Source organism: Pseudomonas syringae (assembly GCF_001698815.1).
Taxonomy (GTDB): Bacteria; Pseudomonadota; Gammaproteobacteria; order Pseudomonadales; family Pseudomonadaceae; genus Aquipseudomonas; species Aquipseudomonas syringae_A.
In genome coordinates, this window is the sequence record NZ_LGSI01000056.1 from 41,239 (window position 1) to 63,857 (window position 22,619).

Annotated in this window: 21 protein-coding genes; 18 read left to right on the forward strand and 3 right to left on the reverse strand. The window is 60.4% G+C overall.

Translation table 11 applies throughout. From position 1 onward, the window contains the following. Positions 1-7 precede the first annotated feature (7 nt). The 13 genes from AFK24_RS19370 (at position 8) to AFK24_RS19430 (ending at position 14,084) form a co-directional block, all read left to right on the forward strand. Positions 8-532, forward strand: a complete 525-nt coding sequence (locus tag AFK24_RS19370) for a chemotaxis protein CheW (protein WP_065834765.1) — start codon at positions 8-10, stop codon at positions 530-532. After that, positions 532-1,836, forward strand: coding sequence for a CheR family methyltransferase (locus tag AFK24_RS19375; protein WP_065834766.1), 1,305 nt, complete (start codon positions 532-534; stop codon positions 1,834-1,836). The genes AFK24_RS19370 and AFK24_RS19375 overlap by 1 nt, the downstream gene beginning before the upstream one ends. After that, positions 1,833-2,522 carry a chemotaxis protein CheW gene (locus tag AFK24_RS19380; protein ID WP_065834767.1) on the forward strand — a complete coding sequence of 230 codons (690 nt, stop codon included), beginning with the start codon at positions 1,833-1,835 and terminating at the stop codon, positions 2,520-2,522. The genes AFK24_RS19375 and AFK24_RS19380 overlap by 4 nt, the downstream gene beginning before the upstream one ends. After that, complete coding sequence (locus tag AFK24_RS19385) at positions 2,519-4,885, forward strand: hybrid sensor histidine kinase/response regulator (protein ID WP_065834768.1); 2,367 nt, start codon at positions 2,519-2,521, stop codon at positions 4,883-4,885. Before AFK24_RS19380 ends, AFK24_RS19385 begins: the two co-directional genes overlap by 4 nt. Beyond that, positions 4,882-5,892, forward strand: a complete 1,011-nt coding sequence (locus AFK24_RS19390) for a chemotaxis response regulator protein-glutamate methylesterase (protein ID WP_065834769.1) — start codon at positions 4,882-4,884, stop codon at positions 5,890-5,892. Before AFK24_RS19385 ends, AFK24_RS19390 begins: the two co-directional genes overlap by 4 nt. A gap of 45 nt (positions 5,893-5,937) precedes the next feature. Continuing rightward, positions 5,938-6,942, forward strand: coding sequence for a response regulator (locus tag AFK24_RS19395; RefSeq protein WP_065834770.1), 1,005 nt, complete (start codon positions 5,938-5,940; stop codon positions 6,940-6,942). Between the two features lie 210 nt (positions 6,943-7,152). Beyond that, a protein-coding gene (gene prfB, locus AFK24_RS19400) for a peptide chain release factor 2 (RefSeq protein WP_139110540.1) occupies positions 7,153-8,248 on the forward strand; the annotation gives its coding sequence in 2 pieces (ribosomal slippage) (positions 7,153-7,224 and positions 7,226-8,248; 1,095 coding nt in all). Positions 8,249-8,344: 96 nt separating this feature from the next. Beyond that, entirely contained in the window at positions 8,345-9,847 is a 1,503-nt protein-coding gene (gene lysS, locus AFK24_RS19405; RefSeq protein WP_065834771.1) for a lysine--tRNA ligase, read from the forward strand. A 246-nt stretch (positions 9,848-10,093) separates the two neighbouring features. Continuing rightward, the gene (locus tag AFK24_RS19410) at positions 10,094-10,825 is read left to right on the forward strand and encodes a TetR/AcrR family transcriptional regulator (protein WP_065834772.1); all 732 of its coding nucleotides are present in this window, start codon (positions 10,094-10,096) and stop codon (positions 10,823-10,825) included. Positions 10,826-10,847: 22 nt separating this feature from the next. Then, a complete protein-coding gene (locus AFK24_RS19415; RefSeq protein ID WP_065834773.1) occupies positions 10,848-11,393 on the forward strand; it encodes a hypothetical protein in 546 nt (181 codons plus the stop codon). A gap of 47 nt (positions 11,394-11,440) precedes the next feature. Continuing rightward, positions 11,441-12,718 (forward strand): flavohemoglobin expression-modulating QEGLA motif protein, encoded by a 1,278-nt coding sequence (locus tag AFK24_RS19420; protein WP_065834774.1) that lies wholly within the window; start codon positions 11,441-11,443, stop codon positions 12,716-12,718. 176 nt (positions 12,719-12,894) lie between these two features. Continuing rightward, complete coding sequence (locus AFK24_RS19425) at positions 12,895-13,758, forward strand: alpha/beta hydrolase (protein ID WP_430962170.1); 864 nt, start codon at positions 12,895-12,897, stop codon at positions 13,756-13,758. Further along, positions 13,755-14,084 (forward strand): hypothetical protein, encoded by a 330-nt coding sequence (locus tag AFK24_RS19430; protein WP_065834776.1) that lies wholly within the window; start codon positions 13,755-13,757, stop codon positions 14,082-14,084. Before AFK24_RS19425 ends, AFK24_RS19430 begins: the two co-directional genes overlap by 4 nt. A 111-nt stretch (positions 14,085-14,195) precedes the next feature. On the opposite strand, the gene AFK24_RS19435 is transcribed toward AFK24_RS19430, so the two are convergent. The 3 genes from AFK24_RS19435 to AFK24_RS19445 form a co-directional block, all read right to left on the reverse strand. Beyond that, positions 14,196-14,978 (reverse strand): OmpA family protein, encoded by a 783-nt coding sequence (locus AFK24_RS19435; RefSeq protein WP_065834777.1) that lies wholly within the window; start codon positions 14,976-14,978, stop codon positions 14,196-14,198. A 48-nt stretch (positions 14,979-15,026) separates the two neighbouring features. Further along, a complete protein-coding gene (locus AFK24_RS19440; RefSeq protein WP_065834778.1) occupies positions 15,027-15,446 on the reverse strand; it encodes a DUF4398 domain-containing protein in 420 nt (139 codons plus the stop codon). Positions 15,447-15,708: 262 nt separating this feature from the next. After that, positions 15,709-16,053 carry a pilin assembly protein gene (locus AFK24_RS19445; protein ID WP_065834779.1) on the reverse strand — a complete coding sequence of 115 codons (345 nt, stop codon included), beginning with the start codon at positions 16,051-16,053 and terminating at the stop codon, positions 15,709-15,711. A gap of 230 nt (positions 16,054-16,283) precedes the next feature. Here AFK24_RS19445 and ppc point away from each other — a divergent pair, with 230 nt between their 5' ends. From ppc to AFK24_RS19470, 5 genes are all read left to right on the forward strand, one after another. Continuing rightward, positions 16,284-18,920 carry a phosphoenolpyruvate carboxylase gene (gene ppc, locus AFK24_RS19450; protein WP_065834780.1) on the forward strand — a complete coding sequence of 879 codons (2,637 nt, stop codon included), beginning with the start codon at positions 16,284-16,286 and terminating at the stop codon, positions 18,918-18,920. Positions 18,921-19,196: 276 nt separating this feature from the next. Then, complete coding sequence (gene adk, locus AFK24_RS19455) at positions 19,197-19,844, forward strand: adenylate kinase (protein ID WP_065834781.1); 648 nt, start codon at positions 19,197-19,199, stop codon at positions 19,842-19,844. A gap of 85 nt (positions 19,845-19,929) precedes the next feature. Continuing rightward, the gene (tsaB, locus tag AFK24_RS19460) at positions 19,930-20,604 is read left to right on the forward strand and encodes a tRNA (adenosine(37)-N6)-threonylcarbamoyltransferase complex dimerization subunit type 1 TsaB (protein ID WP_065834782.1); all 675 of its coding nucleotides are present in this window, start codon (positions 19,930-19,932) and stop codon (positions 20,602-20,604) included. 819 nt (positions 20,605-21,423) lie between these two features. After that, positions 21,424-21,738: a hypothetical protein gene (locus tag AFK24_RS19465; protein WP_065834783.1), complete on the forward strand. Its 315-nt coding sequence runs from the start codon at positions 21,424-21,426 to the stop codon at positions 21,736-21,738. Next, positions 21,735-22,616, forward strand: coding sequence for a DUF72 domain-containing protein (locus AFK24_RS19470; protein WP_430962169.1), 882 nt, complete (start codon positions 21,735-21,737; stop codon positions 22,614-22,616). The genes AFK24_RS19465 and AFK24_RS19470 overlap by 4 nt, the downstream gene beginning before the upstream one ends. The last annotated feature ends 3 nt before the right edge of the window (positions 22,617-22,619 follow it).

Genomic DNA, 22,619 nt, shown 5'->3' on the forward strand with positions numbered 1-22,619 from the left:
CCGGTCCATGAGTGTTCATCCGGTCAGGCGCGGCAGCCACTCGACGTGCAACAACAAGTTGTTTTTGTTGTTTCGCATCGGCGAGGAACGTTACGCACTGGAAGCGCTGGAAATCGCCGAGATATTGCCGCGTCTGCCACTCAAGCCGATCGCCCATGCGCCGCATTGGGTGGCTGGGGTGTTGGCTCATCGCGGCACGATGATTCCGGTCGTCGACCTGAGCGCGCTGACTTTCGGCCAGCCTGCGCGGGTGCGCACCAGTACCCGGCTGGTGTTGGTGAATTATCGCGTCGATGCCCAGCGCCCTTCGCAACTGCTCGGTCTGATTCTGGAACAAGCCACCGACACGTTGCGTTGCGCACCCGGTGAGTTCAAGGCTTATGGGCTGGACAATCCTGAAGCACGCTATCTGGGACCGGTTCGCGAAGACGAGTCGGGCCTGTTGCAATGGATCGGTGTGCAGGACCTGCTCAGCGATGCGGTGCGCGCGCTGTTGTATCCGCAGCCAACTGATGCGGGCGAGGAGCAGTAATGAGCGATCCTGCGCGGTTTTTTGCCTTCCTCAAGGACCGTATCGGTCTGGACGTCGCGTCCGTGGGCGAAGCGATCATCGAACGTGCGCTGCGCCAACGCTGCACGGCCTCCGCGTCGGCGAACTACGACAGTTACTGGGCGCTGTTGCACGGTTCGGCCAGCGAACAGCAGGCTTTGATCGAAGCCGTGATTGTTCCTGAAACCTGGTTTTTCCGTTATCCGGAATCCTTTGTCACCCTGGGAAAACTGGTTGGCGAAAGACTGGCGGTGCTGCAGGGTGTGCGTCCGGTACGCATCCTCAGCTTGCCCTGTTCGACGGGTGAAGAACCTTATTCCATCGCCATGGCGCTGTTTGATGCGCATATCGGCGCGCAGCAATTTCAGATCGACGCCATGGACATCAGCCCCCTATCCATCGCCCGTGCCGAGCGCGGCGTGTACGGCAAAAATTCTTTTCGCGGGGCCGATACCGCCTTTCGCGAGCGCTATTTCAGTACCGTGGAAGAGGGCTTCCTGGTCGATGAGCGGGTGCGTGATCGTGTTCGTTTCCGTGCTGGCAATCTGCTGGATCCGGGCCTGTTGACCCAAGCCGCTTACGACTTTGTGTTCTGTCGCAATCTGCTGATCTATTTCGACCAGCCGACCCAAAAGCAAGTATTTGAAGTACTCAAGCGCCTGACCCGCAACGACGGCGTGCTGTTCATCGGGCCTGCCGAAGGCAGCCTGTTGACGCGCATGGGCATGCGCTCCATCGGCGTCCCGCAGACGTTCGCATTCAGTCACCACGTCGAGCCACCTCAGGAAACCAGTACGAGTCAGGTGCCACTGCCGCTGGCAAACCTTGCCCGCAGCATGCCGGGCACGGCAGTCGCGCCGCCGGTGCGGATGCCAGCCCGCGCATACCCGCGAGCGACCGCACCAACGCCAACGCCGCGCCCCGCGCCTGGTGCGTCGAAAGCGACGAGCGGGACCACGGACGACGTCGCGACCTTGCTGGCAACCATCGCCAGCCTCGCCAATGAAGGCCGCAGCGTTGAAGCGCGGGCAGCGTGCGAGCGTTTCCTGCAACACCACGAACCGGTCGCACAGGTTTTCTATTGGCTCGGGTTGCTCAGCGAAGTCGAGGGCAGTGCCGCGCTGGCACAAGGTTTTTACCGCAAGGCACTCTATTTGCAGCCGCAGCACGCCGAAACACTGGCGCAACTGGCCGCATTGCTGGAGGCTCAGGGCGACAGCAGCGGTGCGCGTCGCTTGCACGAGCGCGCAGCCCGTGGCGTGAATAAACAAGGAAGCGGGCAATGAGCGGCAGTTACGGCTATGCGAGTTTTACGCACGAAGACGCTCAAGCCATCGATGACTGCTGGAATCGCATCGGCATCCACGGCGACCGCTCCTGCCCGTTGCTGGTCGAGCACATTCATTGCCGCAACTGCCCGGTTTACTCCGCTGCGGCCACGCGTCTGCTCGACCGCTATGCCCTGACTCGCGACGATCATGATTACTCGCTGGCCAGCGAGATGCACATCGACATCAAGACTCGTTCGATCCTGGTGTTTCGCCTGGGTGAAGAATGGCTGGCTTTGCCGACCCGTTGTCTGGTGGAAGTCTCGCCATTGCAGGCGATTCACTCGCTACCCCATCAGCGCTCCCGGGCGTTGCTCGGCGTGGCCAATGTACGCGGCGCGCTGGTTGCCTGTCTGTCGCTCGTGGAGTTGCTGGGCCTGGATCCCGCGCCGGCCCTCGCACACTCGGGACGGATCATGCCGCGCATGCTGATCGTCGCTGCCAAGGGCGGTTCGGTGGTGGTGCCGGTGGATGAAGTCGATGGCATCCATGCCATGGCCGAAACCCTGCTGGATTCGGCGTCCGCTTCCGGAACCCATGTCAACGCGCGATTCACCCGGGGTGTGCTGCAGTGGAAGAATTACAGCCTGCGCTTGCTGGATGAAGAGCAATTGATTTCGGCGATCAATCGGAGCCTGACATGACCCCGGATCAAATGCGCGACGCTTCGCTGTTCGAGCTGTTTACCCTGGAAGCCGAGGCCCAGACCCAGGTCCTGAGCGCCGGCCTGCTGGCCCTTGAACGCAACCCGACCCAGGCCGAGTATCTGGAATCCTGCATGCGCGCCGCCCACTCGCTCAAGGGCGCGGCACGCATCGTCGGGGTCGAGTTCGGCGTCAGTGTTTCCCACGTCATGGAGGACTGTCTGGTCAGTGCCCAGGAAGGTCGTCTGCACTTGCAGCCTGAGCATATCGACGCCTTGTTGCAGGGTACCGATCTGTTGATGCGTATCGCCACGCCCGGCGCGAGTAATATCGAGCAAGCCGACATCGACGCTTATGTGGCGCGGATGAACACCTTGCTGAAACAAGGCGCGGGCATGTTGCGCGGCGCGACGTTGCTGCCCGCTGCGATCGAGCCTGCTGCCGACTCGGCACTGCTGGCCAGCGCGATGCTGTTGGCTGACCTGGCGCTGTCCGGTGTCGCGATCCAGTCGAGCGCCGACAGCGCTGTGCAGCCTGCCCCCGAAGCGGCAAAGGCCGAGCCTCAACCCAGCACCACCGCCTCGCCGCGCCGCAACAGACGGGCCAGCGAAGGTGGCGAGCGGGTTTTGCGGGTTACCGCCGAGCGTTTGAATGGCCTGCTGGATATGTCCAGTAAATCCCTGGTCGAGACCCAGCGCCTCAAGCCGTTTCTGACCAATATGCAGCGCCTCAAGCGTCTGCAAGGCAACAGTCAGCGCGCACTGGATGACCTTGAAGCCGGCTTCGGCGAAACCGGCATGGCGCCAGAGGCCCAGAAAGCCCTGCACGAAGCGCGTCGGTTGTTGGCCGAGGCGCAACAGATGCTGATCCACCAGACTGCCGAGCTGGATGAGTTCGGCTGGCTGGCGGCGCAGCGTTCGCAGCAGCTGTACGACATGGCGCTGGCCTGTCGCATGCGGCCGTTTGCCGACGTATTAAGTGGTCAGGCGCGAATGGTCCGCGATCTGGGCCGCGAACTGGGCAAACAGGTGCGCCTGGAAATCGAAGGCGAGAAGACCCAGGTTGACCGCGATGTGCTGGAAAAACTTGAAGCGCCGCTGACCCATCTGCTGCGCAACGCTGTGGACCATGGCATTGAGCTGCCGGAAGAACGTATCGCGGCGGGCAAGCCTGCCGAGGGTCTGGTCCGGCTCAAAGCCTCGCATCAAGCCGGTCAATTGCTGGTTGAACTGAGTGACGACGGCAACGGCGTCGACCTGGAGAAGCTGCGCAGCAATATCGTCAAGCGGCAGTTGTCACCCGCCGAAACCGCCGCGCAGTTGAGCGAGGAAGAGTTGTTGAGCTTCCTGTTCCTGCCGGGTTTTAGCATGCGTGATACGGTCACCGAAATTTCCGGGCGCGGCGTCGGACTCGATGCGGTGCAGGACATGGTGCGCCAGTTGCGTGGCGGAGTCGGGCTCGAACAGGTCGCGGGGCAGGGCAGTCGCTTCCTGCTGGAAATGCCGCTGACCCTTTCGGTGGTGCGCAGTCTTGTCGTGGAAGTGGGCGGTGAAGCCTACGCCTTTCCGCTGGCGCACATCGAACGCATGAGCGACGTGGCGTCTGACGACATCATCCAGCTCGAAGGCCGCCAGCATTTCTGGCACGAGGGTCGGCATGTGGGGCTGGTCGCCGCCAGCCAGTTGCTGCAACGTCCGTCCGGGAAAAACACCGATGGCGTGCTCAAAGTCGTGGTGATCCGCGAACGTGATGCGGTGTATGGCGTGGCGGTCGAGCGCTTCATCGGCGAACGCACGCTGGTGGTCTTGCCCCTGGATCCGCGTCTGGGCAAAGTCCAGGACATCTCGGCCGGAGCATTGCTGGACGATGGTTCGGCGGTGCTGATCATCGATGTCGAAGACATGCTGCGTTCGGTAGAAAAACTGCTGAATACCGGACGTCTGGAGCGCATTGATCGACGTAATCGCCAGGTCGACGCGGTCACCCGCAAACGCGTGCTGGTGGTCGATGACTCGCTGACGGTGCGCGAGCTGGAGCGCAAGTTGCTGGTCAATCGCGGCTATGAAGTAGCGGTTGCCGTGGACGGCATGGATGGCTGGAATGCCCTGCGTGCCGAAGATTTTGACTTGTTGATTACTGACATCGACATGCCGCGCATGGACGGCATCGAACTGGTCACGCTGTTGCGCCGGGACTCGCGTCTGCAGTCGCTGCCGGTGATGGTGGTTTCGTATAAGGATCGCGAGGAAGATCGGCGTCGTGGTCTGGATGCCGGTGCGGATTATTACCTGGCCAAGGCCAGTTTTCATGACGACGCGCTGCTCGATGCCGTTGCCGAATTGATCGGGGATGCTCACGGATGAAAATTGCAATCGTCAACGACATGCCGCTGGCTATCGAGGCGTTGCGTCGCGCGCTGGCCTTCGAGCCTGCGCATCAAGTGGTCTGGGTGGCGTCCGACGGCGCCGAAGCGGTGCGGCGCTGTGCCGAACTGACGCCGGACCTGATCCTGATGGATCTGATCATGCCGGTGATGGATGGCGTGGAGGCAACGCGTCAGATCATGGCGGCGACACCCTGCGCCATCGTCGTAGTCACCGTGGACCGTGAGCAGAATGTGCATCGCGTCTTCGAGGCCATGGGTTACGGCGCGCTGGACGTGGTGGACACGCCCGCCATTGGCGGTAGCAATCCAAAGGAAGCCGCCGCACCCCTGCTGCGCAAGATTCTCAACATCGGCTGGTTGATCGGTCAGCGCGGTACGCGCGAACCCGCCGCCGCGCCCCCGATCCGCACGGCCGTGCAGCGTCGCGGCCTGGTCGCCATCGGCTCCTCGGCGGGCGGCCCGGCAGCACTGGAAATTCTCTTGAAGGGGCTTCCGGTGAACTTCCCGGCGGCCATCGTGCTGGTGCAGCACGTCGATCAGGTGTTCGCCGCAGGCATGGCCGAATGGTTGAGCAGCGCGTCCGGTTTGCCGGTGCGCCTGGCCAGGGAAGGCGAACCACCGTGCAGCGGCACGGTTCTACTGGCAGGCACCAATCACCATATCCGCATGTTGAAGAACGGCACGCTGGCCTATACCGCCGAGCCGGTTAACGAAATCTATCGGCCCTCGATCGACGTGTTTTTCGAGAGTGTGGCCCGCTACTGGAACGGTGACGCAGTGGGCGTTTTATTGACTGGAATGGGACGGGACGGCGCGCAGGGACTCAAGTTAATGCGCCAGCAAGGTTATCTGACCATCGCGCAGGATCAGCAGTCTTGCGCGGTTTATGGCATGCCCAAGGCTGCCGCCGCCATCGATGCAGCTGTCGAGATCCGACCGCTGGACACCATTGCGCCTCGCTTGAGAGAGGTGTTCACCCAATGACGCCCCCGTTGAGTCCACTGCCACCTGGTGCTCAGGAGTTCCCAAATGAATGACCTGCAGATGGACAATTTCAAGTCCTCCGATGAAAACGCTGCAATGGTATTGCTGGTCGACGATCAGGCCATGATCGGCGAAGCGGTACGTCGCGGGCTGGCCAATGAAGACAACATCGATTTTCATTTTTGCGCCGATCCTCACCAGGCCATCTCCCAGGCCGTGCAGATCAAGCCGACGGTGATTCTCCAGGACCTGGTGATGCCGGGGCTGGACGGCCTGACGCTGGTGCGCGAATACCGCAACAACCCGTTGACCAAGGACATCCCGATCATCGTGCTCTCCACCAAGGAAGACCCGCTGATCAAGAGCGCCGCGTTCGCCGCAGGTGCCAACGATTATCTGGTCAAGCTGCCGGACAACATCGAGCTGGTGGCGCGCATTCGCTATCACTCGCGGTCCTACATGACGCTGCTGCAACGTGACGAGGCCTACCGCGCCTTGCGCGTCAGCCAGCAACAGCTGCTCGACACCAATCTGGTGCTGCAGCGCCTGATGAACTCCGACGGCTTGACCGGGTTGTCCAATCGTCGTCACTTCGATGAATACCTGGAGCTGGAATGGCGTCGCGCGATCCGTGAACAGTCGCAGTTGTCGCTGATGATGATCGATGTGGACTTCTTCAAGGCCTACAACGATAACTTCGGGCACCTGGAAGGCGACGAGGCGCTGCGTCAGGTCGCCAAGGCGATTCGCGCCAGCTGCGCACGCCCGTCGGACCTGCCGGCGCGTTACGGTGGCGAAGAATTCGCCCTGGTGTTGCCCAACACCTCGCCCGGCGGCGCGCGCTTGCTTGCCGAAAAACTGCGCATGACCGTCGCCGGCATGAACATCCCGCACATCGCCCCGGCGCCGGGTTCGAGCCTGACCGTGAGCATCGGCGTCGCGACCATGGTCCCGCCGGTGGGCAGCAACAGCCGGCAATTGATTCAGAACGCCGACAAAGGCCTCTATGCCGCCAAGCACAATGGGCGCAATCAGGTTTCGGTGGGGTAAAAAAAACAGTTGGAGCCGAGCTTGCTCGCGAAGACGATGGGTCAGACGCTGAAAATGCTTTGGATCTACCTGCCTCTTCGCGAGCAAGCTCGCTCCCACGGATATCTATCGGCTCTTTAATGGCTGGCTCTGCCCAACGGACTGCCCTCCCGGCACGCAGCGGTGTATACTCGTCGGCTTTGAAAATTTCGCCTGCGAGTGCTGCCTACCATGGAAATCAACCCGATCCTAAACAGCATCAAGGACCTGTCCGAGCGCTCCGAAACCATTCGGGGGTATCTTTGACTACGATCACAAACATGATCGTCTGACCGAAGTAAACCGCGAGCTCGAAGATCCTAACGTCTGGAACAAACCCGAATACGCCCAGAGCCTGGGCCGCGAGCGCGCCTTGCTCTCGCAGATCGTCGACACCCTGGACGAAATGTCCACCGGGCTGGTCGATGCCAAAGACCTGCTGCTGATGTCCGCCGAAGAAGAAGACCAGGCCGCCGTCGATGACGTTGCCGCTGAAGTCGAGCGTCTGCGCGAGTCACTGGAGAAGCTGGAATTCCGCCGCATGTTCAGCGGCGACATGGATGCGAACAACGCTTACCTGGACATCCAGGCCGGTTCCGGCGGGACCGAGGCGCAGGACTGGGCCAACATCCTGCTGCGCATGTACCTGCGCTGGGCTGACAAGCGCGGCTTCGAAGCGATCATCATGGAGCTGTCGGCTGGTGAAGTCGCCGGCATCAAGGGCGCCACGGTCCACATCAAGGGCGAATACGCCTTTGGCTGGCTGAAGACCGAAATCGGCGTGCACCGCCTGGTGCGTAAAAGCCCATTCGACTCCGGCAACCGTCGCCACACCTCGTTCTCGGCCGTGTTCGTTTCGCCGGAAATCGATGACAACATCGAAATCGACATCAATCCGTCGGACCTGCGCATCGACACCTACCGCTCCTCGGGCGCTGGTGGTCAGCACGTAAACACCACCGACTCGGCGGTACGTATCACCCACGTTCCGACCAACACCGTGGTCTGCTGCCAGAACGAACGTTCCCAGCACGCCAACAAAGACACCGCGATGAAGATGTTGCGGGCGCGTCTGTACGAACAGGAAATCCAGAAGCGCAATGCCGCTTCCCAGGCCGTGGAAGACACCAAGTCCGACATTGGCTGGGGTCACCAGATCCGCTCGTACGTGCTCGATGCCTCGCGGATCAAGGATCTGCGCACCAACATCGAACGCAGCGACTGCGACAAGGTGCTCGACGGCGATATCGACGAATACCTGATCGCAAGCCTCAAGCAAGGGCTGTAAATACGCGCAGCCACCCCGGATTTCCGGCGCGTGGCTTGCCCGCGATCCCCTGCCGAAGGCGGGGGACAACGAACCTGTGATGGAATATCTAAAGACATGAGCGACCAACAACTCGACCCGCAAGCCCTGCAACAGGAAGAAAACACCCTGATCGCCCTGCGCAAGGAAAAGCTTGCTGCCGAGCGCGCCAAGGGTCAGGCCTTCCCGAACGACTTCCGCCGTGACAGCTATTGTGAAGACCTGCAGAAGCAATACGTCGACAAGACCAAGGAAGAACTGGCTGAAGCGGCGATCCCGGTCAAGGTTGCCGGTCGTCTCATGCTCAATCGCGGTTCGTTCATGGTGATCCAGGACATGTCCGGGCGCATCCAGGTTTACGTCAACCGCAAGACGCTTTCGGAAGAAACCCTGGCCGCCGTCAAGACCTGGGACCTGGGCGACATCATTGCTGCCGAAGGCACCCTGGCGCGTTCCGGCAAGGGCGACCTGTATGTCGAAATGACCAACGTGCGCCTGCTGACCAAGTCGCTGCGTCCGCTGCCGGACAAGCACCACGGCCTGACCGACACCGAAACCCGCTATCGCCAGCGTTATGTCGACCTGATCGTCAATGACGATGTGCGTCAGACGTTCCGCGTGCGCTCGCAAGTCATCGCGCACATCCGCAGCTTCCTGATGAAGCGCGACTTCCTCGAAGTCGAAACGCCGATGTTGCAGACCATTCCAGGTGGCGCAGCCGCCAAGCCGTTCGAGACTCACCACAACGCGCTGGACATGGACATGTTCCTGCGCATTGCGCCTGAGCTGTACCTCAAGCGTCTGGTTGTCGGTGGCTTCGAGAAAGTCTTCGAGATCAACCGCAACTTCCGTAACGAAGGCGTTTCGACCCGTCACAACCCCGAGTTCACGATGCTTGAGTTCTATCAGGCATACGCGGACTACGAAGACAACATGGACCTCACCGAGGAACTGTTCCGCGAACTGGCGCAGCTGGTTCTGGGCAGCACCGACGTGCCTTACGGCGACAAGGTGTTCCATTTCGGCGAACCTTTTGTGCGCCTGTCGGTGTTCGATTCGATCCTGAAATACAACCCGGAACTGACCGCTGCCGATCTCGAAGACATCGACAAGGCGCGGGCCATCGCCAAGAAAGCTGGCGCCAAGGTGCTGGGTTTCGAAGGCCTGGGTAAATTGCAGGTGATGATTTTCGAAGAGCTGGTCGAGCACAAGCTTGAGCAGCCGCACTTCATCACTCAGTACCCGTTCGAAGTGTCGCCGCTGGCGCGCCGCAACGACGACAACCCGAATGTCACTGACCGCTTCGAGCTGTTCATCGGTGGCCGTGAAATCGCCAACGCCTATTCCGAGTTGAACGACGCGGAAGACCAGGCCGAGCGCTTCATGGCTCAGGTGGCTGACAAGGACGCCGGTGACGACGAAGCCATGCATTACGACGCTGACTTCGTTCGCGCTCTGGAGTACGGCATGCCGCCAACCGCCGGTGAAGGTATCGGCATCGACCGGTTGGTGATGCTACTCACCAACGCCCCGTCGATCCGCGACGTGATCCTCTTCCCGCACATGCGCCCACAAGCGTAAGTGACGTGAAAACAGGCCGCCTTGGATGGGCGGCTTTTTTATGTCTTGCTGGTGGTTGAACCGCGATCTCGTTGGAGCGAGGCTTGCTGTAGGACCGGCTTTAGCCGGGAGGGCAATTGGCGCTCTCGCGACTAAAGTCGCTCCTACGGTCGCTCTTACGGCCGATTCGCAGGCAAGTCGGAACGCTGCTCGCTCCAACAGAGTCCGCGTCTGGCCGCGGATATATTTATCAAAGGAATCCCCGTAGTGACCCGTTCTATCGCGCAAAATGGAGCTGCAGGAGCCGCCACTGCCGTGGCGAAAAGTGTCGAGTATCGCGGCCGCAAGGCAAGCCGCGAGGGCAGCGAGCAGCGCCGCCAGCAGATTCTTGATGCGGCCATGCGCATTGTGGTCCGCGATGGCGTGCGTGGGGTGCGGCACCGGGCGGTTGCAGCCGAAGCCAGCGTGCCGCTCTCGGCGACCACCTACTATTTCAAGGACATCGATGACCTGCTCACCGATGCCTTCTCGCAATACGTCGAGCGCAGCGCCGCGTATATGGCCAGACTCTGGGAAAACACTGAAGTCGTGCTGCGCGACATGCTTGCCCGCAACGATGGCTCGGCCGCCGCGCGTTCGCGTCTGGCTGATGAAATCGCCGGCATGGCCATGGAGTACATTCGTCACCAGTTGCTGACGCGGCGCGATTTTCTGATTGCCGAGCATGCCTTCCACCACGAAGCCTTGATCAACCCGCGTCTGGCGCGTCTGGTCAGCGCGCATCAGGAAATTCTGCTGCAAGGCACCTGTCAGTTTTTGCAGGTCATGGGTTCGGCGCAACCACTTCAAGACGCTCAAGTGTTGACGGGGGTAATGTGCCGGATGGAATATCAGGCTCTATTGCACGGCCCGCAGCCCGACGCGGACAAGGAAAACCTCGGTATTCTTACTCGCCAGATGCATCTGGTGCTGGGCACAGCGAATCCTGCTGGCGAGTGACATGCCCTTTCGGGAGCCCCCCATGAAAGCCTGGCGTCTGGTCATAGTTTTGTCGTTCCTGCTGCTCAGCGGCTGTCTGGTGACCTTCAAGGACCCTATCCCTGCTCATGACGCCGCGCCATCGCAGTTGCTGGGGACCTGGACAAGCAAGAACGCCTGGGGCGAACCCCTTGAGCTGGAGATCAAACGCGCCGGCAACAATGAATACAAGGCAACCAGCTATCGTAAAGGTGATCGCAAGAACCGCGATGAATACGCGTTTACCGTGGCTCGACACGGCAGTCGCTGGTACCTGTCGGCGGGTCTGCCGGAGAAATACGGGTCTAATTTCGTGATTGCCGGGTTTGAATTGACGGAAAGCGATGAACTGGTGGTCTACAACCTGGATCTGGATCACGTCAGGCAGTGGACCGAGCAAAAGTTGCTCGACGGGCAGACGATGGAAACCGAGAAAGGCGAAGGTGTATTGATCACCAGCCCGCTTGAAACCGTGTTCGTGTACCTTGACGATCCTGCCAACTCAGATGTTTTCCTTGAGGTGGCGCGGTACCAGCGCCTACCCAAGTAGGGCTACACGCCCAACCAACCAAGGCCTGACCAACGAAGGAGCAAGGGGTGGACGAGTACCAGCAGACTATTCGTACGTTGTCGGATCGGATCGTTTTGGCGCAAACGCCGATCCGTGTTCTGGATGCGGTGAAGTGGGATGACACCGTGCGCAAGGATTTCCTCGCCGCCAAAGGTAAGGCCATGCCCGCCGTGGATCGCGCCTACTACGAAAATCGACCTCTGGGTTTTGACTCTGGTGCCGTCAAACTGGAGTTCCAGAACATCGAGCGCGACCTCACCCGACAGCTGGGTCAGTTCAACCCGGTGGGGCAGATCATGCGGCGCATGTGCAAGGAATACCGCATGGTGATCCGCATGCTCGAAGCGCGGGGCACACCGGACTTTGGCTTGATCTCCCAAGAGCTCTACGGCGCGGCCTCGGATGCATTTCATGCGGGCGACCCGACGCTGTCCGACCTGGGCCTGATGCTCTCGGATTACCTGAACAACATCGCCGGTCGTGGCGATCTCAAGGATGAAGCCAAGACCCTCACCGCCAAGGACGCCGTGGCGATGCTGCAAAGCCGCCTGAACAAGGTGTTCGGCGAAGCCGAGGAAACCATCCGGGTGTTCGAGTCCGATGGCATCGTCGCCGATGCCGCCGCAGGTGCCGATTACATCAAAATCCGCGCTGATGCGATGTTCAACGAACGTGACGTGCGCGCCCTGGAAGTTCACGAAGGGCTGGTGCATGTCGGCACCACGCTCAATGGCCAGAATCAGCCGATCTGCACCTTTCTGTCCAAGGGCCCGCCGTCGTCGACCGTGACTCAGGAAGGCCTGGCGATTCTCATGGAAGTCATCGCCTTTGCGTCCTATCCGAGCCGCCTGCGCAAGCTGACCAACCGCACTCGCGCGATTCATATGGCCGAGGAGGGCGCCGACTTCCTGCAAGTCTTCGAGTTCTACCGCGAGCAGGGCTTCGGCATGTCGGAAAGCTACGGCAATGCCAGTCGGGTTTTCCGGGGATCGGTGCCCAATGGTCTGCCATTTACCAAAGACTTGTCCTACCTCAAGGGCTTCATCATGGTTTACAACTATATTCAGCTGGCGGTCCGCAAAGGCAAGCTGGAACAAGTGCCGCTGCTGTTCTGCGGCAAGACCACCCTCGAAGACATGCGCACGATGCGTCAATTGGTCGATGAAGGGCTGGTGGTACCGCCGAAATACCTGCCCGAACAGTTTCGCGACATGAATGCCCTGTCGGCCTGGATGTGTTTCTCGAACTTCCTCAACCACCTGAGCCTGGACCGGATCGAAGCGGATTATTCGAATATTTTGTAGGGGGATTGAATCCGTTGGAGCGAGGCTTGCCCGCGAAGAGGTCGGCAGATTCGCAAAAAATCTGAGCGAGAGAAATCGCCTTCGCGGGCAAGCCTCGCTCCAACAGGCAAAAGGAATCCCGCTTGAAGCTGCTGACCACCCTTGCGCTGCTGCTCACTCTTTCCGGCTGCAGCTCCATGCTCTTCTACCCGGAGCCCGGTCTGCCGTTCACTCCGGAAAAGGCCCATCTGCAATTTCGCGACGTCACCCTGACCGCCGCCGATGGCACGCGCTTGCACGCTTGGTGGCTGCCAGCCAAGGAAGGCGTCCCGGTCAAAGGCACGGTGCTGCATCTGCACGGCAACGGTGGGAATCTGGCCTGGCATCTGGGCGGCAGTTGGTGGCTTCCGGAGCAGGGTTATCAAGTGTTGCTGCTGGATTATCGTGGTTATGGGCTGTCTGAAGGACAACCGGGCTTGCCAGCCATCTATCAAGATATCGACGCCGCGTTTGCCTGGCTTGACCAGGCCCCTGAGGTCCAGGGCAAACCGATGGTCGTGCTCGGGCAAAGTATTGGCGGTGCGCTGGGCGTACATTATCTGGCCGAACACCCCGCGCAACGCGCCAGGCTCAAGGCGCTGGTGCTGGACGGCACACCCGCGAGCTACCGGCAGGTCGCGCGCTACACCTTGGGCACCTCGTGGTTGACCTGGCCGCTGCAAACCCCTTTGTCGTGGCTGATTCCCGATGCTGACAGCGCCATCAATGGCTTGCCGCAACTGGTCGGCACGCCGATGCTGATTTTCCAGAGCATGGACGACACCCTCGTGCCGCTGGCCAACGGCATCAGCCTGTATCAGGCCGCGCCACCGCCGCGTGTGCTGCAACTGACCCGTGGCGGTCATGTGCAGACATTTGCAGATCCAACGTGGCGCGCGGTCATGCTGCGCTATCTGGACGACCCGCTGCACTTCAACGGCCTGCGGCGCCTGGCCGAAGTGCCGAATTATCCCGCTGCTACATCGAATCCAAAAACTGCTGAATCCGAGAAAACGCAATGAACGAAGAACGTAACGCCATCCCGCTGATCATCACCGGAATCTGCTGCATCCTGGGTACGGTCGGCACCCTCTGGTACTACGGCTATCTGCATTTCGCCAAACCTGAAGATGCCTTGCTGCTCAATCAGTTCACGATGCTCAAGACCGTGCCGGGCGAGGATTACAAGATATCCGTCACCCCGGCCACCGAAGTGGCGCAGTGCATCGATGGTGTGCTGGTGCTGTTCGATACCGCGCAAAAAGGACTGTCCGGCGTGCTGATCAACGAAAAGAAACAGGCCGTACGTTGCGCCGGCGAGGAAACACCGCAGCAGTTGCAGCCTTGAACATCCACTACCCATTAGAGCGAGGCTAGCCCGCGAAGAACATCCACAACGGACAAAAAAAAGCCCGGCCTGTGAACACAGGCCGGGCTTTTTCGGTGTTGCTTCAGCGTTTTAGTGCATCGACGAACGCGGTGCTACCGGCTGGTTGTCGTTGGAGATGGTCACTTCCACACGACGGTTCTGGGCGCGGCCCGAGTTGCTGGTGTTGTCGGCAACCGGGTATTCCTTACCGTAACCCTGAGCGACGATGCGCGCTGGATCAACGCCCATCTGCACCAAAGCATTACGCACCGAACCGGCGCGGCGCTCGGACAGCGACTGGTTATACGAAGCCGAACCCGAGCTGTCGGTGTAGCCTTCGACAATCACTTTACGGTCCGGGTTGTCCTGCAGGAACTTGGCCAGTTGGCTGACGTTGGTCAGGCCGCTGGATTTCAGCTCGGCCTTGTTCAGGTCGAACAGCACGTCGCCGAAGGTCACCAGCGTACCGCGCTCGGTCTGCTTGGCGTTCAGGCTGCTTTGCAGCGCCTTGATCTGTGCGTCACGGGCATCCAGACGAGCCTGGGCGCGGGCCGCGGCTGCACCTTTCAGATTTTCTTCAGCGGTACGCAGGTTGATGGTCTGCTTGGCGAGCTCGACACGCTGGTTGGTCAGGTAAGCCAGTTGATCGACTTTCTTCTCGTTTTCCTTGGCGCGATAAGCCGCGTCAGCCTTGTTCAGCCAGTCGCTGGCATCCTTGGTTTCAAGGGCGGCGACTTGGGTGGCTTTCGGGTTGCTTTGCAGCGCGGAGAAATTGGTACGCGCCGATTCCAGATTAGGGTTAGGCGGCGTGGAGCAAGCAGCAAGAGCGACGCTCATGGCCAGCAGGGCAGGGATCATCAATTGTTTGCGCATAGTAGTCTCGTCCTTTAAATCGAATTCGAAATGCATGAAAAGCAGGTGTTATTGCGCCGGTGCCGGTTGCACCTGGCGCATGCCTTCTTCACGTAGTTCGTTGACGCCCTGGCGGGCATCCTGCACGGCTTTTTCAGCCTTGGCGGCCTGAGCCTTGCGCTCGGCTACGCGTGCATCCCATTCGGCCTGCTCAGCCAGACGACGTGCTTCGTCGTACTTCTGCTCCTGCATGGCGAGCTCTGCTTGCTTGAGCTTGTCCTGAGCCGACTTCATTTCTACCGCTGCGTACTCGGTGCCGCCGGCGCTGACTGCGCTGTTAACGGCCGACTGAGTGACTGCGTACTGCTCGCTCGGCGGATTGCCTGCGCAACCGGCCAGCACGAAGCTGGCGCCGATGGCCAGTGCGGCCAGTTTCAAACCTTTGAACTTGGACTTGGCAGTAAGGGTGTTCATGGTGTGCGATTCCATTGTTTATCTCCTGAAAACTTTGGTTTCCATGACAGTCATGCTCAGGGCTGAAGCGAGCGAGGTAGCAGCGGCAGTGCCATCTGCTATCCGTAGGCTTTTCTGTAATGGCTATGGGCTCGGACCTGTGCAGTTTTTGAATAGTTCATGTTTTTTTAACCTGCGTCTGAAAACTGACGTCGTTTGTCAGGCACCCGGCAACACCGCCATAGGCTGCATTGCAGAGCCCTAAGCAAGTAAGACGCGGAAGATATTCCCAGCGAAATCAAGATTGCTCAGCATCCTGCTGTTCGGAAAGTGCGTGCAGATGGCGTCGCGACAAGTCGAGGAAGCGCGGCGTGGGGCCGACATCTTCGTACAGCGGATCGCCTTCTTCATCGGTCGCCACCACATGCTGGCCCTTGACGTAGGGGAAGCTGGTTTCCAGCTCTTCCAGCGCCGCGCCGATCAGCTCACCCAGAAGCTCTTCGGGATGGCGCTTGGGGTACATCTCGGTCAACGCTGCCAACCGTGCGGCGGATTCCACATCCAGGTGAATCGCATAGCTGGTCTTAGTCAGGCGGCCTTTGGCATTCTGTTCCCAGTGGTTGGCGAGCTCACGGATTTTCATAGATACCCCTTTATTGGCCCGCTCTGGCGGGCTTGATCGAATAACGAGCCAATCAAACAGCCCGTTACTGAGATTAGCTTGAGTCCTGGCAAACGGTCGCCGGATGCCAAGGGTTTGTCGAACCGCAGGGTTTTGGTGCACTGTTGGTAGATCAGATTTCTGCACGCTGGTTCGGTAGTGAAGGTTACGAACTGGACAGCGCCCCTATAAAAACGCTGGGAGAGGGAACGATGGCTGATATCGATGCACGTTTGCGTGAGGACGTTCACCTGTTGGGTGAGCTGTTGGGCAACACCATCCGCGAGCAACGTGGCGCGGAGTTTCTCGATACGATCGAACGCATTCGCAAAGGCGCCAAGGCTGGCCGACGGGGCTCCGCAGCGGGTGCCGAGCAGCTGAGTTCCAGCGTAAATGCGCTGGAGGAAGATGAGCTGCTGCCAGTCGCACGGGCCTTCAATCAGTTCCTCAACCTGGCCAACATCGCCGAGCAATATCAGCTGATTCGCCGTCGCGATGATGCCCAGCCGCAACCCTTTGAATCCCGGGTCCTGCCCGAGTTGCTCGACCGTTTGAAGGACGCGGGGCATTCTCCGGAAGCGTTGGCGCGGCAACTGGGCAAGCTGGAAATCGAACTGGTCCTCACTGCGCACCCGACCGAAGTTGCGCGCCGCACACTGATCCAGAAGTACGACGCCATCGCCGCGCAACTGGCGGCGCTGGATCACCGCGACCTCAGTAGCGACGAGCGCGAGCAGATCACCTCGCGCCTGCAACGCTTGATCGCCGAAGCCTGGCACACCGAAGAGATTCGTCGCACCCGGCCAACTCCGGTGGACGAAGCCAAGTGGGGCTTTGCGGTCATCGAGCATTCGTTGTGGCAAGCCGTGCCGGATTATCTGCGCAAGGCCGATCATGCGTTGCACGCCGCAACCGGCCTGCATCTGCCGCTGGAAGCCGCACCGATCCGCTTCGCGTCATGGATGGGCGGCGACCGTGACGGCAACCCCAATGTCACGGCGGCCGTAACCCGCGAAGTGCTGCTGCTGGCGCGTTGGATGGCGGCGGATCTGTACCTGCGCGACGTCGATCAACTGGCGGCGGAGCTTTCCATGCAGCAGGCCAGCGCTGCGCTGCAAGCCCATGCCGGAGACAATGCCGAACCTTATCGTGCGGTGCTCAAACAACTGCGTGAACGTCTGCGTGCGACGCGCAATTGGGCGCACGCATCGCTGACCGTTACCCAGCCGATGCCGGATAGCGTGCTGAGCGACAACCGTGATCTGCTCGACCCGTTGCTGCTGTGTTTTCAATCGCTGCACGAATGCGGCATGGGCGTGATCGCTGACGGCCCGTTGCTCGATTGCCTGCGCCGCGCCGTCACCTTCGGTTTGTTCCTGGTGCGGCTGGACGTGCGTCAGGACTCCAGCCGACACAGCGCCGCCATGACCGAGATCACCGATTATCTCGGTCTGGGCCGCTATGAACAGTGGGATGAATCCGCGCGCGTCGATTTCCTGCTGCGCGAGCTGAATAACCGTCGGCCATTGTTGCCCAGCCATTTCAAGCCTGCTGCAGACACCGCCGAAGTCCTCGCCACCTGCCGCGAAGTGGCGGCGGCGCCTGCGGCATCGCTCGGCTCGTACGTGATTTCCATGGCTGGCGCCGCGTCGGACGTGCTCGCTGTGCAGTTGCTGCTCAAGGAAGCCGGGCTGCAACGGCCGATGCGCGTGGTGCCGCTGTTCGAAACCCTTGCGGATCTGGATAACGCCGGGCCGGTGATTGAGCAATTGCTCAGCCTGCCGGGCTATCGCGCGCGGCTGCATGGGCCGCAGGAAGTGATGATCGGCTATTCCGACTCCGCCAAGGACGCCGGCACCACCGCATCGGCCTGGGCGCAGTATCGGGCGCAGGAAAAGCTGGTGGATATCTGCCGCGAGCAACAAGTCGAATTGCTGCTGTTCCATGGCCGTGGCGGCACGGTTGGACGCGGCGGCGGTCCGGCACATGCGGCGATTCTGTCCCAGCCACCGGGCTCGGTCGCCGGTCGCTTCCGCACCACCGAGCAAGGCGAGATGATTCGCTTCAAGTTCGGCCTGCCGGGGATCGCCGAGCAGAACCTCAACCTGTACCTGGCCGCCGTGCTGGAAGCGACATTGCAACCGCCACCACCGCCGGAACCCGCCTGGCGCAAGATGATGGATCACCTGGCAGCCGATGGCGTCAAAGCCTACCGCGCTGTGGTGCGGGAAAATCCCGAGTTCGTCGAGTATTTCAGCCAGGCCACTCCGGAACAGGAGCTGGGTCGTTTGCCGCTGGGCAGCCGTCCGGCCAAGCGTCGCGCGGGTGGCGTGGAAAGCTTGCGGGCGATCCCGTGGATTTTCGCCTGGACCCAGACGCGCCTGATGCTGCCGGCCTGGCTGGGCTGGGAATCAGCGCTGAGCAAGGCGCTGGAACGTGGCGAAGGTGAGGTGTTGGCGCAAATGCGCGAGCAATGGCCATTCTTCCGGACCCGCATCGACATGCTGGAGATGGTGCTGGCTAAAGCCGACAGCGACATCGCCCGTTTATACGATGAGCGTCTGGTGGCGCCCGAGCTGCAACATTTAGGTACGCATTTACGCGACCTATTGTCGCAGGCCTGCGCTGTGGTGCTCGGTCTGACCGGGCAGTCCCAACTGCTGGCACATAGCCCGGCGACCCTGGAATTCATCAGCCTGCGCAATACCTATCTGGACCCGTTGCACTTGCTGCAAGCCGAACTGCTCGCCCGATCCCGTAGCCGCGAGGCAAGTCTGGACAGTCCCCTGGAGCAGGCGCTGCTGGTGTCTGTAGCGGGTATTGCGGCAGGTTTGCGCAACACCGGCTGACGTCACGGTCGAGCGGGCTGTCGGCGATTGCCTGTGCAGCCCGCCTCGCCAAAGCGCTGCAAGGCAGCAGTTGCACGCCGCTGAACTCGCCGGTGCAGCCTTTTACAACCGCCATCAGGACTAGGGTTACTGCGACTTTCGGCGGCTTGTGCCGCCTGTGTCGGCTGTGTATCTTGATCAGCCTTTGGCCATTCTTCGGCTTTAAACCTTATTTAGAGATTGGTCCTGTAGTGGCGAATCCGACGATTGCATATAAAAATTTTGAGGAGCACATCGATGCGCGTAATTCTGCTGGGAGCTCCCGGGGCCGGTAAAGGTACTCAGGCAAAATTCATCACCGAAAAATTCGGCATCCCGCAAATTTCGACAGGCGACATGTTGCGCGCAGCGGTCAAGGCTGGCACTGAGCTGGGCTTGAAGGCCAAAAGCGTGATGGACAGCGGCGGTCTGGTTTCCGATGACCTGATCATCGGCCTGATCAAGGATCGCCTGTCCGAACCCGATTGCGCCAACGGCGTCCTGTTCGACGGTTTCCCACGCACCATTCCGCAGGCTGAAGCCTTGCTGGCCGCCGGTCTGGAAATCGACAACGTGCTGGAAATCGCCGTGGATGACGAAGAAATCGTCAAGCGCATGTCCGGTCGCCGCGTTCACGAAGGTTCGGGTCGCATTTACCACACGATCTTCAATCCGCCGAAAGTCGAAGGCATCGATGACGTCACCGGCGAGCCTTTGCTGCAACGCAAGGATGATGTTGAAGAAACCGTGCGCCATCGTCTGGCCGTCTACCACGCGCAGACCAAACCGCTGGTGGATTTCTATAACAATCTCGAAACCAAGAATGGCAAGCCCAAGTGCAGCCATATCGAAGGCGTCGGTTCTGTCGAAGAGATCACTGCCAAGGTGCTCGCAGCGCTGAGCTGATCGAGTCCTTCAGTCAACAACGGCCCGCTTGCGGGCCGTTTGTCGTTTATAATGCGCCACTTTTTTCCCCACGACGGATACACCGATGACCACCTTGCTGGCCCTGGACACCGCCACTGAAGCCTGCTCGGTCGCTTTGCTGCATGACGGCAAAGTGCTGAGCCACTACGAGGTGATCCCGCGCCTGCATGCCCAGCGTCTGTTGCCGATGATCAAGACCTTGCTGGCGGAGGCGGGCATCGGCCTGTCAGCGCTGGACGCCATTGCCTTCGGTCGTGGGCCGGGCGCTTTCACCGGCGTACGCATCGCTATTGGCGTGGTTCAAGGCCTGGCTTTTGCCCTGGAGCGGCCGGTGCTGCCAGTTTCCAATCTGGCGGTGCTGGCGCAGCGGGCATTGCGCGAACATGGCGCCCATCAGGTTGCATCGGCAATCGACGCGCGCATGGATGAGGTGTATTGGGGTTGCTATCACGACGTGGCGGGCGAAATGCGCTTGCTCGGCGCTGAAGCAGTATTGCCGCCGGAGCAGGCGGCATTGCCGGCCGATGCCAGCGGCGACTGGTTCGGCTCGGGCACCGGCTGGGGCTATGCAGAACGCATTCCCGTGCAGCTGATCGGCCACGACGCGAGCATGCTGCCCCATGCTCAGGATCTGCTGACGCTGGCGACCTTCGCCTGGCACCGCGGCGAAGCCATCATCGCCGACGACGCCCAGCCGGTTTACCTGCGCGACAAAGTGGCAACGCCCAAGGCGCGGTGACAGGCATTGTGGGAGCGAGCTTGCTCACGAATCTGAATTCCGGTCGACACATTTGAGGCCGGGGCAAACGCTGAAGAACTTTCTTGGCAGACCCGACGCCTTCCCGGACAAGTCCGGTCCTACCGAACCATACATAACCCGGTAGGAGGGGACTTGTCCCCGAAGAGGCCGGGGCAAACGCTGAAGAACTTTCTTGGCAGACCCGACGCCTTCCCGGACAAGTCCGGTCCTACCGAACGATACCTAACTCGGTAGGAGGGGACTTGTCCCGAAGAGGCCGGTGCAAACGCTGAAGATCTTCCTCGGTAGCCCGACGCCTTCCCGGACAAGTCCGGTCCTACCGAACCATACATAACCCGGTAGGAGAAGACTTGTCCCCGAAGAGGCCGGTGCAAACGCTAAAGATCTTCCTCGGCAGAACCGACGCCTTCCCGGACAAGTCCGGTCCTACCGAACGATACATAACTCGGTAGGAGGGGACTTGTCCCGAAGAGGCCGGTGCAAACGCTGAAGATCTTCCTCGGTAGCCCCGACGCCTTCCCGGACAAGTCCGGTCCTACCGAACGATACCTAACTCGGTAGGAGGGGACTTGTCCCCGAAGAGGCCGGTCCAGGCGCTACATCGTTGGTGTCTGGAAATACTTCGCGAACAAGTTCGCTCCAAACCGGCGTTACTTACACCTTTCATCGCCTAAATTCCTCAAACAGCCTACCGGCGTCAACCTTTTGGGAAATGTGTGGTCTAGTTATCGTTCGGACATTTGCTAAGTGCCTGTCCGTGACGTTAAATTGCCACTATAAGATGCCGAGTACGCACACATGCGCATAGACGGACCCTCACATCGCTCCACCCCCATCAAGCGCAGGCCGCAAAAGGCCCCTGCGACTGTGGAGGGTACCTTCGAAGAAGTGGACGACGACATTGAGGTTCCGCAAAAGCCTGCACAAAACGCTGCAAAGTCGGGCGCCGGCGCGCAAGCAAGCTCCACCGCCAACGTTCCCGCCCGTCCGCAAGACATCATCTTCCCGCGCTCCATGAGCAGCCGCGTTGCCAATGCCCTGGCCAGTTATCTGACCACCGCGAGTTTTGTCGATTGGGATCTTGAAGTCTCGGGCCTCGATCTTCACGTTTGAACGCCGCTCGTTTGAAAAATCCGCGCCTGTATTTCCTTGGTTGCCCGTCCTGGAGTGAAAACGCCTGGCGTGATTTTTTGTATCCCGAAGATGCCCGTCCCAATGAAATGCTCGGCCTGTACTCGCAGGTTTTCAACGCCGTAGAAGGCAACACCACGTTCTATGCGCGTCCCAAGCCTGAAACAGTTCAGCGCTGGGCCGAAGTCTTGCCGGAGCACTTTCGTTTTACCGCCAAATTCCCCGGCGACATCAGCCATAACGGCGATTTGCGCCTGCAATTGCATGCCGCAGAGGATTTCATCCGGCTGATGGCGCCGCTGGGCCAGCGCGTTGCGCCGCTCTGGCTGCAGCTCGCGGCAAGCTTCACTCCGCTGCGGCTGGGTGAACTGGCCACCTTCATCGATGAGCTGCAATGCCCGCTCGCCGTGGAAGTGCGCAACCACGCCTTTTTCGACAAGGGCGAAGACGAGCGCATGCTCAATCGCCTGCTGCTGGATCGCGGCGTGGAGCGCATTTGCCTAGACTCGCGGCCACTGTTCAGCTGCGTGTCCACGGACCCTGCTGTGCTGCATGCGCAGTCGAAAAAGCCCAAGGTGCCACCTCGACCGGCGGCTCTGACTCAATTTCCCCAAGTGCGCTTCATTGGTCATCCTTTGCTGGAGGCGAACGACTCGTTTCTGCAGCAGTGGGTCGAAAAAGTCGCAGGCTGGATCGAAGAAGGGCGCACGCCTTACGTGTTCCTGCACACTCCGGACAATATCCAGGCCCCGCTGCTGGCCCAGCGCTTTCATCAACTGTTAATGATCCGCCTGCCAGGTTTGCCAAGCTTGCCGGAACTGGATCGCGCACCTCCCGTGGAGCAACTGGGCTTGCTCTGAGGT

Bases quoted from the DNA above. Each gene is read 5' to 3' on its own strand.
- AFK24_RS19370 (WP_065834765.1), top strand. From the start codon at position 8: ATGAGTGTTCATCCGGTCAGGCGCGGCAGCCACTCGACGTGCAACAAC.
- AFK24_RS19375 (WP_065834766.1), top strand. From the start codon at position 532: ATGAGCGATCCTGCGCGGTTTTTTGCCTTCCTCAAGGACCGTATCGGT.
- AFK24_RS19380 (WP_065834767.1), top strand. From the start codon at position 1,833: ATGAGCGGCAGTTACGGCTATGCGAGTTTTACGCACGAAGACGCTCAA.
- AFK24_RS19385 (WP_065834768.1), top strand. From the start codon at position 2,519: ATGACCCCGGATCAAATGCGCGACGCTTCGCTGTTCGAGCTGTTTACC.
- AFK24_RS19390 (WP_065834769.1), top strand. From the start codon at position 4,882: ATGAAAATTGCAATCGTCAACGACATGCCGCTGGCTATCGAGGCGTTG.
- AFK24_RS19395 (WP_065834770.1), top strand. From the start codon at position 5,938: ATGAATGACCTGCAGATGGACAATTTCAAGTCCTCCGATGAAAACGCT.
- lysS (WP_065834771.1), top strand. From the start codon at position 8,345: ATGAGCGACCAACAACTCGACCCGCAAGCCCTGCAACAGGAAGAAAAC.
- AFK24_RS19415 (WP_065834773.1), top strand. From the start codon at position 10,848: ATGAAAGCCTGGCGTCTGGTCATAGTTTTGTCGTTCCTGCTGCTCAGC.
- AFK24_RS19425 (WP_430962170.1), top strand. From the start codon at position 12,895: ATGCTCTTCTACCCGGAGCCCGGTCTGCCGTTCACTCCGGAAAAGGCC.
- AFK24_RS19430 (WP_065834776.1), top strand. From the start codon at position 13,755: ATGAACGAAGAACGTAACGCCATCCCGCTGATCATCACCGGAATCTGC.
- AFK24_RS19435 (WP_065834777.1), bottom strand. From the start codon at position 14,978: ATGCGCAAACAATTGATGATCCCTGCCCTGCTGGCCATGAGCGTCGCT.
- AFK24_RS19440 (WP_065834778.1), bottom strand. From the start codon at position 15,446: ATGGAATCGCACACCATGAACACCCTTACTGCCAAGTCCAAGTTCAAA.
- AFK24_RS19445 (WP_065834779.1), bottom strand. From the start codon at position 16,053: ATGAAAATCCGTGAGCTCGCCAACCACTGGGAACAGAATGCCAAAGGC.
- ppc (WP_065834780.1), top strand. From the start codon at position 16,284: ATGGCTGATATCGATGCACGTTTGCGTGAGGACGTTCACCTGTTGGGT.
- adk (WP_065834781.1), top strand. From the start codon at position 19,197: ATGCGCGTAATTCTGCTGGGAGCTCCCGGGGCCGGTAAAGGTACTCAG.
- tsaB (WP_065834782.1), top strand. From the start codon at position 19,930: ATGACCACCTTGCTGGCCCTGGACACCGCCACTGAAGCCTGCTCGGTC.
- AFK24_RS19465 (WP_065834783.1), top strand. From the start codon at position 21,424: ATGCGCATAGACGGACCCTCACATCGCTCCACCCCCATCAAGCGCAGG.